The organism is Planomonospora algeriensis (genome assembly GCF_977012225.1).
The window spans coordinates 1-10339 of record NZ_CDRNDK010000218.1; the positions used below are offsets into that span (position 1 = coordinate 1).

A 10339-nucleotide genomic window follows, 5' to 3' on the forward strand; every position below is an offset into this window, starting at 1 on the left:
CTCGCGCTCGACGCCGCGGCGGGGGACGCGATCGCCCTGGCCGCCATGGAGCGGGCCGGACGGGCGGTGGGCCTGGCCGTGGCCTCCGCCGCCCACCTGTGCGACCTCGACGTCGTCACCATCGGCGGGGGCCTGTCCCAGGCCGGGCGGCTGCTGTTCGACCCGCTGGAGGAGACCCTCCGGGCGCACGTCCGGCTGGACTTCGCCCGGCGCGTGCGCGTCGTCCCGGCCTCCCTGGGCCAGGACGCCGGTCTCGTCGGCGCCGCCGCCCTCGTCCTGGCCGCGGACCGCTACTGGTCGCCCGGTGACTGAGCGGGTACGGCTCCTGGACCGGTGCGGCTCCGCCCGGCCCGCCGCGCGGACGGCGGGGCACGCGATGAGACGGCGGGGCACGTGAGGAGAGGACGGCCGGCATGTCGATGCCGCAGGTGACGTTCGAGGACGTGCTCGCCGCCCGGGAGCTGCTGGGCGATGTCGCGCTGCGGACCCCGGTGGTGCACTCACGCGTGCTGTCCGACCTGCTCGGCGGGCCCGTCCATCTCAAGTGCGAGAACCTCCAGCGTTCGGGCTCGTTCAAGGTGCGCGGCGCCTACGTCAGGATCGCCCGGCTGAGCGCCGCGGAGCTGCGGCGGGGCGTGGTGGCGGCCAGCGCGGGCAACCACGCCCAGGGCGTGGCGCTCGGCGCGGGACTCCTGGGGACGGAGTCGACGGTCTACATGCCGGAGGGGGCGCCGCTGCCCAAGGTGGCCGCGACCCGCTCCTACGGCGCCGAGGTGGTCTTCGCCGGGCACGGCGTGGACACCGCGCTGGCCGGTGCGCGGGAGCACGCCGAGCGGACCGGCGCGGTGTTCATCCACCCCTTCGACCACCCCGACGTCGTCGCCGGGCAGGGCACCATCGGGCTGGAGATCCTGGAGCAGCTCCCGGAGACCGGCACCATCGCGGTCTCCATCGGGGGCGGCGGGCTCGCCGCAGGGGTGGCGCTGGCGGCCAAGTCGCTCCGGCCGGGCGTGCGGGTCGTCGGCGTGCAGGCCGAGCGGGCCGCCGCCTACCCGGCCTCGCTCGCGGCGGGGCATCCCGTCACGGTGCGGCCCGCCACCACGATGGCCGACGGCATCGCGGTGGGACGGCCGGGGGAGCTGCCCTTCGAGCTGATCCACTACCTGGTCGACAGCGTGGTCACGGTCACCGAGCAGGAGATCTCCCGGGCCCTGGTGCTCTGCCTGGAGCGCGCCAAGCAGGTGGTCGAGCCCGCCGGGGCGGCCGGGGTGGCGGCGATCATGGCGCATCCGGAGCTCTTCGAGCCTCCCGTGGCGGCCGTGCTCTCCGGCGGGAACATCGACCCGCTGCTGCTGGTGAAGGTGCTCCGGCACGGCCTGGCCGCGGCGGGCCGCTACCTGACGCTGCGCCTGTCGCTGCCCGACCGCCCGGGCACGCTGGCGGCGCTGATGGCCGAGGTGGCGGCGCTGCGCGCCAACGTGCTGGACATCGCGCACGAGCGGGTCGGCGTCAACCTGGGCGAGGTCGAGGTCCAGCTCCAGCTGGAGACCAGGGGTCCCGACCACGCCGAGGAGGTGCTGGACTCCCTCAGGAAGCAGGGCTACCGGATCGTCTCCGCCTGACCCCGCCCGCGCCGGTCGGCCGCGCCGGCGTGCCGTACGACGCGCGCCGGGCGAGCGGATCGGCGTGCCGTACGGCCCGCGGGCGGGCGGCGTGCCGTACGGCCTGCGGGCGGGCGGGTTCTCAGGCGGCGGGCTTCCGCTCCTGGAACAGCCAGGCGTCGAAGAGCGCGTCGAGCTCCTTCCCGGAGATCTTCTCGGCCAGCGCCGTGAACTCCTCCGTGGTGACGTATCCGTACCGGTGCTCGCTGTTCCAGGTCTTCAGCAGCTCGAAGAAGTCCCCGTCGCCGATCTTCCGCCGGAGGGCGTGCAGCGTCATGCCGCCGCGGGTGTAGACCGAGTCGTTGAACAGATCGTCGGGCCTGGCGCGGCCCGGGGCGTACTTCCAGATGGCGTCCCCGGCGGGCGCCGAGTAGTGCAGGCGGAAGGTCTGCTCGGCGGTGGCGTCGCCCTGGTGCTCCTCCCAGAGCCACTCGGCGTAGGTGGCGAAGCCCTCGTTGAGCCAGAGGTCCTTCCACCGCTTGATGCTGAGGCTGTTGCCGAACCACTGGTGGGCCAGCTCGTGGGCGATGATCCCCTCGCCGGGGGAGAAGCCGCCGTACATCGGCTTGGTCTGGTTCTCCAGGGCGTAACCGGCGGAGAAGTCGTCCACCACGCCGCCGGTCGAGGAGAACGGGTAGGGGCCGAAGACCGTGGCCCAGTAGTCGGTGATCTTCCCGGACAGGGTGTAGAGCTTGTCCAGCGAGCCGCGGAAGCGCGGGTCCACGGCGGCCAGGTTCTTGATGCCCGAGGCGGTCTTCCCCTCCCGCAGGGTGAACTTCCCCAGCGTCATGGTGGCCAGGTAGGTCACCATCGGGTGGTCCTCCCGCCAGGAGTAGGTCGTCTTCCCGCCCCGGGTCACCGGCTTGCCGGTGAGCTCGCCGTTGGCCAGCGCGGTGACGCCCTCCGGGACGGTGATCTCGAACTCGTAGAGCGCCTTGTCCGCCGGGTGGTCGTTGCCGGGGAACCAGGTCTTGGCGCCGTTGGGCTCGCAGGTGACGAAGGCGCCGTCCTTGGTGGGGATGAAGCCGTAGGTGCCGAGGTTGGACGAGCCGGTGACGGGCTTGGGCTCCCCGGCGTAGGCGACCTCGACGGCGAATTCGGCCTGGTCGGGCAGGGGCCGGTCGGGGATCACGGTGAGCTCGGTGCCGGACCGCTCGAACGCGGCGGCCCGGCCGTCCACGGTGACCCGGCTGACGGTGAAGCCGGACAGGTCCAGGTTGAAGCGGGTCAGCTCCTGCGTGGCCTTCGCCCGGATCCCGGCGGTGCCGGACAGGTGCCGGGTGGCGGGGTCGTAGTCGAGGACGAGGCGGTAGCGGGCGACGTCATAGCCGCCGTTGCCGTCGGTGGGGAAGTCGGGGTCGCCGATCCCGGGTGCGCCCGCCCCGGGCGGGAGGGCGCCGGTCCCGTCCGGCTGCGAGGCGGTGGCGCCGGACGGCACGGTCCTCCCGGCGGCCGGGGAGGAGGCGTCGCTCCCCCCGTCGGAGGAGGAGCAGGCGGCCGTCGCGGTGGTCGTGCAGAGCAGGACGGCGGCCGCCGCGAAGGCCTGCCGGCGTGACGTCGTCGACGCCATGGTCTGGATGTCCCCCTTCCGGCCCGGACCGTGCCGGGGCGCGTTCGCAGACTACGCGAGCGGCCCCGGCCAGGTCAGGCCATCGGGGGGTGTCGGTCCCGGCCGGGTCAGGCCATCCGGACCGGAGCCGGATCGCAGGGCGGCGTCCGGGTCCCCGGCCGGGGGCGTCAGAGGTTGCCGCGGCGCTCCTGCTCGCGCTCGATGGCCTCGAACAGGGCCTTGAAGTTGCCCTTGCCGAAGCCGAGGGAGCCGTGGCGCTCGATGAGCTCGAAGAACACCGTCGGGCGGTCCTGCACCGGCTTGGTGAAGATCTGCAGCAGGTAGCCGTCCTCGTCGCGGTCGACCAGGATCTTCCGCTTCTTCAGCTCCTCGATCGGCGCACGGACCTCGCCGATGCGGGCGCGCAGCTCCGGGTCGTCGTAGTAGGAGTCGGGCGTGTCCAGGAACTGCACCCCGGCCGCGCGCATGTGGTCGACCGTGGTCAGGATGTCGTTGGTGGCCAGCGCGATGTGCTGCACGCCGGGGCCGCCGTAGAACTCGAGGTACTCGTCGATCTGCGACTTCTTCTTGGCGACGGCCGGCTCGTTGAGCGGGAACTTCACCTTGCGGGTGCCGTCCGCGACGACCTTCGACATCAGCGCCGAGTACTCGGTGGCGATGTCGTCGCCGATGAACTCCGCCATGTTGGTGAAGCCCATGACCCGCTTGTAGAACTCCACCCACTCGTCCATCCGGCCGAGTTCCACGTTGCCGACGCAGTGGTCGACGGCCTGGAACAGGCGGCCGTTCTTGACGTCCGGCGGGGCGACGAGCGGCTCGGCCGCGACGTAGCCGGGCAGGTACGGCCCGCTGTAGTTGGAGCGGTCGACCAGGGTGTGCCGGGTCTCGCCGTAGGTGGCGATCGCGGCGAGGACCACCTTGCCGTGCTCGTCCTCCAGCGTGTGCGGCTCGGCCAGGCCGCGCGCGCCCTGGGTGAGCGCGTGGGTGTAGGCGGCCTCCACGTCGGGGACCTCGATGGCCAGGTCGATCACGCCGTCGCTGTGCTCGGCCACGTGCCGGGCCAGGTCGGTGCCCGGCCGCAGGGAGCCCCGGAACTCGAAGCGGGCGCTGCCGGAGGTGAGGACATAGGCCACCTCGTCGCGGCTGCCGTTCTCCGGGCCGCGGTAGGCCACCAGCCGCATGCCGAAGGCGGTGGAGTAGTAGTGGGCGGCCTGCTTGGCGTTGCCGACCGCGAAGACCACGGCGTCCATGCCGTTCACAGGAAAGATGTCGCTCATGCGGATACTGTCGTTTTCGGTGGTCTTCCTGCGCAAGAGTTACTTATTCTGATGGACAACCTGCACAGTTACCGGCCGGTCAGCGAGGAGTGGTTGTACATCATGACGATCGACGGGCTCGACGCCCGGCTCATCAACCTGCTGGCCGCCGAGCCCCGGCTCGGCGTCCTGGAGTGCTCGCGCCGGCTCGGGGTGGCGCGCGGGACCGTCCAGGCCCGCCTCGACCGCCTGATCGGCCGGGGCGTGATCACCGGGTTCGGCCCCGACGTCGATCCCGCCGCCCTCGGCTACGACGTGACCGCGTTCGTCACGCTGCAGATCCGCCAGGTCAGCGGGCACGACCCGGTCGCCGTCCAGCTCGCGGCCATCCCGCAGGTGCTGGAGGTGCACACGATCACCGGGGGCGACGACATGCACTGCCGGGTGGTGGCGCGCAGCAACGCCGACCTGCAGCGGGTGATCGACCGGATCGTCGACGTCCAGGGCGTGGTCAGGACCTCCTCGGTGATCGCCTTGGACACTCCTGTGCCCTATCGGGTGATGCCTTTGGTGTCGGACGTCCCCCACCGGGCAGAGAGCTAGCCGTACCATCCCAAGAGGGAATCAGGCACCGTTATCCACCGTTTACCCTTAACGGTTCGCGTGGCCGACGGGGGTCGGTCGCGGGCCGGATCGGGGGCATGCTTGTTGAAGGGCGAAGGGAAGGCACGGCCGCGCAGGAGGAGGTTCCTGCGGGTGGCGCTGGTCGTCTTCGGCGCCGGCGTCGTGGCGCTGGCCGGTCTGTTCGCCGTGGCGTGGGCGATGACCCCCATCCCGGAGAGCACGCAGGCCGCGGCCACCGCGCAGGGTTCGGTGATCTACTACCGGGACGGCAAGACGGTGCTCGCCAAGCAGGGCGTCAACCGCCGGGCCGTCGCGCTGGACAAGGTCCCGAAGAACCTCAGGAACGCCGTCATCGCCGCGGAGAACCGCTCGTTCTACCAGGACCAGGGCGTCTCCCTGCGGGGCACCGCCCGCGCCGTGTGGTCGACGGTCAGCGGACGGCAGCTGCAGGGCGGCTCGACGATCACCCAGCAGATGGTCCGCAACTACTACAGCGGCCTCAGCCAGGAGCGCTCCGCCGTCCGCAAGCTCAAAGAGATCATGATCTCCCTGAAGGTGGACCGCTCGAAGTCCAAGGACTGGGTGCTGGAGCAGTACCTCAACACGATCTACTTCGGTCGGGGCGCGCACGGCGTGCAGGCCGCGGCCGACGCCTACTTCCGCAAGGACGTCTCCGGCCTCACCCTCTCCGAGGGCGCCTACCTCGCCGCGGTGATCCAGCAGCCGACCAGGTTCGCCGACCCCCGGGGCGACGACCTGGAGGCGGCCCGGTCCCGCTGGCGCTGGGTGGTCGACGGCATGGTCAAGACCGGTGCGATCACCCCGGCCGAGGCCGCGAAGGCGGAGTTCCCCAAGCTGAAGAAGCCCCGGGACGTCTTCGAGCCCGAGGGCCAGGAGGGCTACATGCTCGACCAGGTCATGGCCGAGCTGCGCCGGCGGGGCTACACCGACGAGGACGTCAACCAGGGCGGCCTGAAGATCGTCTCGACGTTCGACAAGAAGCTGATGGAGGCCGCCGAGCGGGCGGTCACCTCGGTCCTGCCGGAGAACACCCCGAAGAAGGTCCGCACCGGCCTGGCCGCCGTCGACCCCGCGACCGGCGAGGTCGTCGCCTTCTACGGCGGCCGGAACTACGACGCCAACAAGTTCGACAACGCCTTCTCCGCCGAGGTGCAGGCCGGATCCACCTTCAAGGCCTACGTACTGGCGGCGGCCCTGGAGAACGGCCTCGACCTCGGCACCCGGGTCGAGGGGAACTCGCCGATGCGCGTCGCCTCCGCCCGGATCCCCAACTCCGGCGGCGCCTCCTACGGCCGGGTCGACCTGGTGCGGGCCATGCGCCACTCGGTGAACACCGCCTTCGTCGACCTCGGCCAGAAGGTCGGCCTCGACAAGGTGGCCAAGGCCGCCGAGGCCGCGGGCATCCCCGTCGACCAGCTCACCCCGCACCGGGGCGCGGCCACGCTGCCGCTGGGCGTGGCCTCGGTGAGCGCCGTGCAGAACGCCTCTGGCTTCGCCACCTTCGCCGCGGACGGCGTGCACCGCCGGGCCCACGTGATCCGCTCGATCACCGGCACCGAGGGCAAGTTGAAGATCACCGAGAAGGGCGAGCGGGTCTTCACCGAGCGGACCGCCGCCGACGTCACCTACGCGCTGACCCAGGTGGTCACCGGCGGCACCGGTACGGCGGCCCGCCTCTACGACCGCCCGGCCGCCGGCAAGACCGGCACCACGGACAAGTCGGCGTCCGCCTGGTTCGCCGGGTTCACCCCGCAGCTCTCCGTCGCGGTGGACATGTTCCGCGACGACAACAAGCCGGTGGTCGTGGGCGGCATGGTGCAGTCCGGCGGGCAGTACCCCGCCCAGGTCTGGCGCGCCTTCATGGCCGAGGCGATGGCGGGCGAGCCCGTCGAGAAGTTCCCCGAGCCGTCCTCCCACGGCCACTCCGCCCCCTACACCGGCGACGATCCCGGCTACCGGGGCGACCCCGAGATCGGGACCGGCGACCCCGGCCACTGGGGCGACCCCGTCCCCGAGGAGACGACCTCCCCGACCTCCCCGACGCCGGACGAGCCGACCGTTCCCGCTCCGGACGACCCGGCCGCTCCCGACGACCCCGGACAGCCGACCGCCCCCCCGGCTCCGGACGACCCCACGGTCCCGGCTCCGGACGACCCGGAGCCCGGTCCCGGGGACGGGACCGGAGGCGGAACCGGCCCCGGGGACGGGGTCGAGTCCACCGGCCAGGCCGCGGTCCCGGTGGGCTGACCGGGCGCGGGAGCACCTCGGCCTCCCCGGGACTCCGGGCACGGCGCCGTGCCCCGGAGACGCCCGGGAACGGCACCGCGCTCAGGAGTCGTCCGGGGCGCGGCGCCGTTCTCAGGAGGTCCGCACGGCGCCGCCCAGCTCCGCTGTGAGCGCGGCCGGGGTGGTGACCGGCATCCGGCAGGTGAAGCCCCGGCACACGTACGCCGCGGGGGAGCCGTCGACCAGTCCCCGGCCCTCGAGCAGCGGCACCCCGGACGAGCCGGGCCCGCCCACCGCGACGACCAGGCCGGGGACGGCGGACAGCAGCGCGGCCCGGTGCAGCGCGGCGGTGGCCGGGTCGTCCGCGGGCCCACGACGGCCACCTCGACGGGACCGGTGACGGCCGCCTCGCGCCACGGCCAGGCCCCATCCGGCGAACCTGGCGTGCTGGGGGGCCAGCACGCTCACCGTGCCGAGGGCCGCCTCCGCGGCCTCCCGGTGGCGGGCGGAACCGGTCAGCGCCGCGTAGCAGAGCAGGGCGCCGGCCGCAGCGAACCGGCCCGAGGGGGCGGCGTTGTCGGTGGGGTCCTGAGGCCGCTGGAACAGCCGCTCGGCGTCGTCGGCGGTGTCGAAGAACCCGCCGGAGCCGTCGGAGAAGCGGTCGAGCACGGCCTCCAGCAGCGTCCCGGCGCGCTGGAACCAGCGGACCTCCCCGGTCACCGAGTAGAGCGCGAGCAGGCCCTCCGCCAGGTCCGCGTAGTCCTCCAGGACGCCCGCGTTGCCGCCCGCCCGGCCGTCGCGCGAGGTGCGCAGCAGCCGGCCGCCGTCCAGGTGCAGCCCGTCCAGGAGCACGGCCGCCTCCCGGGCCGCCGCCACCAGGTCGGGCCGGTCGAACAGGGCCCCGGTCTCGGCGAGCGCGGCGATGGCCAGGCCGTTCCAAGCGGCGACCACCTTGTCGTCCCGGCCGGGCCGTACCCGCCGGGAGCGGGCCCGCAGCAGGGCGGCGCGCACGCGTTCGAACCGGGCCGGGTCGTCGGGGTCGTCGAGGAGCTGGAGCACCGAGGTGCCGTGCTCGAAGGTCCCGGTCACCTCGAACAGCCCGATGGCCCAGTCGCCGTCGTCGGGCCCCAGGACCTCGCGCAGCTCCTCGGGCGTCCAGGCGTAGAACCTCCCCTCCACGCCCTCGCTGTCGGCGTCCAGGGCCGAGGCGAAGCCGCCCTCCGGGGTGCGCATCTCCGACAGCAGCCAGTCGGCGGTCTCCAGGGCCACGCGCCTGCCCAGCACCGAGCCGGTGGAGCGCCACCAGTGCGCGTAGACGCGCAGCAGCAGCGCGTTGTCGTAGAGCATTTTTTCGAAATGAGGCACCACCCACTCGGAGTCCACGCTGTAGCGGGCGAACCCCCCGGCGAGCTGGTCGTAGATGCCGCCCCGGGCCATGGCCTCCAGCGTGCGCTCCGCCATGCGGAGCGCGTCCGGCCCGCCGTGCCGGAGCAGGAACTCCAGCACCATCGACGGCGGGAACTTGGGCGCCCCGCCGAAACCGCCGCGGACCGGGTCGAAGGACTCCGCCAGGCCGCGCACCGCCTGCTCCAGCGTCTCCGCCGAGGGGACCGGGCCGGTCGGGAACGCGGTGCGCTCGTTCAGCGCCTCGACGATCTTCGAGCCCTGGGTGAGGACGGCCTCACGGTCGTTGTGCCAGGCGTTGGAGACCCCGACGAGCAGGCGCTGGAACTGCGGCCGGGGGAAGTAGGTGCCGGTGTAGAAGGGGTGGCCCTCCGGTGTGGCGAAGACCGTCATCGGCCAGCCGCCGTGGCCGGTCATCGCCTGCGTGGCGGCCATGTAGACCGCGTCCACGTCGGGCCGCTCCTCGCGGTCCACCTTGACGTTGACGAAGTGCTCGTTCATCAGCGCCGCGGTGCCCTCGTCCTCGAAGGACTCGTGCGCCATGACATGACACCAAAAATGACGAGATGCTAGAAGCGGGGTAACCAATGGCAGGACGAGTAGCCGATCGAAATCAACAGGGGTACGTCCCGCCTTCGCGCTTCCAGCATCGCCTCCTTCCCCCACGGCCGCCAATCCACCGGATTGGCGGCGTGCTGTAGGAGGTAGGGAGACGTCTCTCTACCGAGCTGATTCATGAGCCCAGCATGTCACACCGCCATGGCCGTGATCATCATGACCCCGGAGAACGGCCAGGACAACGGGTCGGTTGGATGCGTGGATTGCTGAGTGGCTTGCCTCCTCGCCGGGGTGGGCAGGCAAGAAGTGGCAACAGTCAGGCAGCTGATTGGGCGTTCAGCTCCAACGAATCTTACTGACAGGCGTCCGATCACCCTCTTTCCATACGATCTCGATGTCCTTGGCTGAGGCGGTCTTCACGCCCCTGTCGACGGGGTGAACGATGACGGCGGTGAACATGCCCTTGATCGTGGCACGTCGCTGAAGCAGGTCCATGACGTTATCCCAGAGGTGGTCGACGTCTCCGGAGAGGAGGTGTGCCTCCGTCTGCTTGGTCGTCCAGTCGGCACGCTCTCGCTGAAGATCTTCCAGATGATCTTCAATCTTCGTGGTGAGCTGGAAGTAATGGTCATCGCTGATCTCGCTACCCATCCACCGCCGCGTGAGCGCGTTGAGCTTCCGGTCGAGTTCCTGGAGGAGTTCGTCCTTCTCCCATGTGGGCTCCGGGCCGACAAGGGCAGCGCGCTCCTTGAGCTTGGTCTTCACCAGATCGGTGATCATCTCGTCCAGTGCCGCGCCTGAGCGGCCGACCCCTGAGCAGCCAGCACTGGTTTTGGGTGGGCAGATGTAGACGTATCCGGACTTGTTGCGCTTGTCCGGACTTCCGCGGAGTTTGGCCATGCACATGCGGCCGGTGTCAGGGATGGTCTTTCCGCAGCTCAGGATGCCGGAGAGCAGGTATTTGGGGCTCTTCGAAGTTAACCGGGGTTGAGCGCCGGAGCGTGCCCCGATGAGGTGAG

The 10339-nt window shown here is 71.6% G+C and carries 7 protein-coding genes and 1 pseudogene; 4 read left to right on the forward strand and 4 right to left on the reverse strand.

Annotated features, from left to right (window positions below):
• The coding region (locus tag ACWJ6R_RS21205; protein WP_449063905.1) for an ROK family protein at positions 1-312 on the forward strand (312 nt) is incomplete at its 5' end.
• Positions 313-413: 101 nt separating this feature from the next.
• Entirely contained in the window at positions 414-1622 is a 1209-nt protein-coding gene (ilvA, locus tag ACWJ6R_RS21210; protein WP_449063906.1) for a threonine ammonia-lyase, read from the forward strand.
• 121 nt (positions 1623-1743) lie between these two features.
• Here ilvA and ACWJ6R_RS21215 read toward each other — a convergent pair whose 3' ends face one another.
• Both ACWJ6R_RS21215 and hppD read right to left on the reverse strand, forming a co-directional pair.
• Complete coding sequence (locus tag ACWJ6R_RS21215) at positions 1744-3231, reverse strand: M1 family metallopeptidase (RefSeq protein WP_449063907.1); 1488 nt, start codon at positions 3229-3231, stop codon at positions 1744-1746.
• A gap of 167 nt (positions 3232-3398) precedes the next feature.
• On the reverse strand, positions 3399-4508 hold the full coding sequence (hppD, locus tag ACWJ6R_RS21220) for a 4-hydroxyphenylpyruvate dioxygenase (protein ID WP_449063908.1): 1110 nt from the start codon (positions 4506-4508) through the stop codon (positions 3399-3401).
• Between the two features lie 102 nt (positions 4509-4610).
• Here hppD and ACWJ6R_RS21225 point away from each other — a divergent pair, with 102 nt between their 5' ends.
• Both ACWJ6R_RS21225 and ACWJ6R_RS21230 read left to right on the forward strand, forming a co-directional pair.
• Positions 4611-5090: an Lrp/AsnC family transcriptional regulator gene (locus tag ACWJ6R_RS21225; RefSeq protein WP_449063911.1), complete on the forward strand. Its 480-nt coding sequence runs from the start codon at positions 4611-4613 to the stop codon at positions 5088-5090.
• Positions 5091-5243: 153 nt separating this feature from the next.
• Positions 5244-7379 (forward strand): transglycosylase domain-containing protein, encoded by a 2136-nt coding sequence (locus ACWJ6R_RS21230; RefSeq protein ID WP_449063909.1) that lies wholly within the window; start codon positions 5244-5246, stop codon positions 7377-7379.
• A gap of 111 nt (positions 7380-7490) precedes the next feature.
• Here the strand turns inward: ACWJ6R_RS21230 and ACWJ6R_RS21235 are convergent.
• Both ACWJ6R_RS21235 and ACWJ6R_RS21240 read right to left on the reverse strand, forming a co-directional pair.
• Positions 7491-9499, reverse strand: a pseudogene (locus ACWJ6R_RS21235) (thioredoxin domain-containing protein).
• Positions 9500-9656: 157 nt separating this feature from the next.
• Positions 9657-10339 (reverse strand): zinc ribbon domain-containing protein (locus ACWJ6R_RS21240; RefSeq protein WP_449063910.1); only part of this gene is annotated, 683 nt, incomplete at its 5' end.

Coding starts and splice junctions, on each gene's coding strand:
- ilvA (WP_449063906.1), top strand. CDS start 414: ATGTCGATGCCGCAGGTGACGTTCGAGGACGTGCTCGCCGCCCGGGAG.
- ACWJ6R_RS21215 (WP_449063907.1), bottom strand. CDS start 3,231: ATGGCGTCGACGACGTCACGCCGGCAGGCCTTCGCGGCGGCCGCCGTC.
- hppD (WP_449063908.1), bottom strand. CDS start 4,508: ATGAGCGACATCTTTCCTGTGAACGGCATGGACGCCGTGGTCTTCGCG.
- ACWJ6R_RS21225 (WP_449063911.1), top strand. CDS start 4,611: ATGACGATCGACGGGCTCGACGCCCGGCTCATCAACCTGCTGGCCGCC.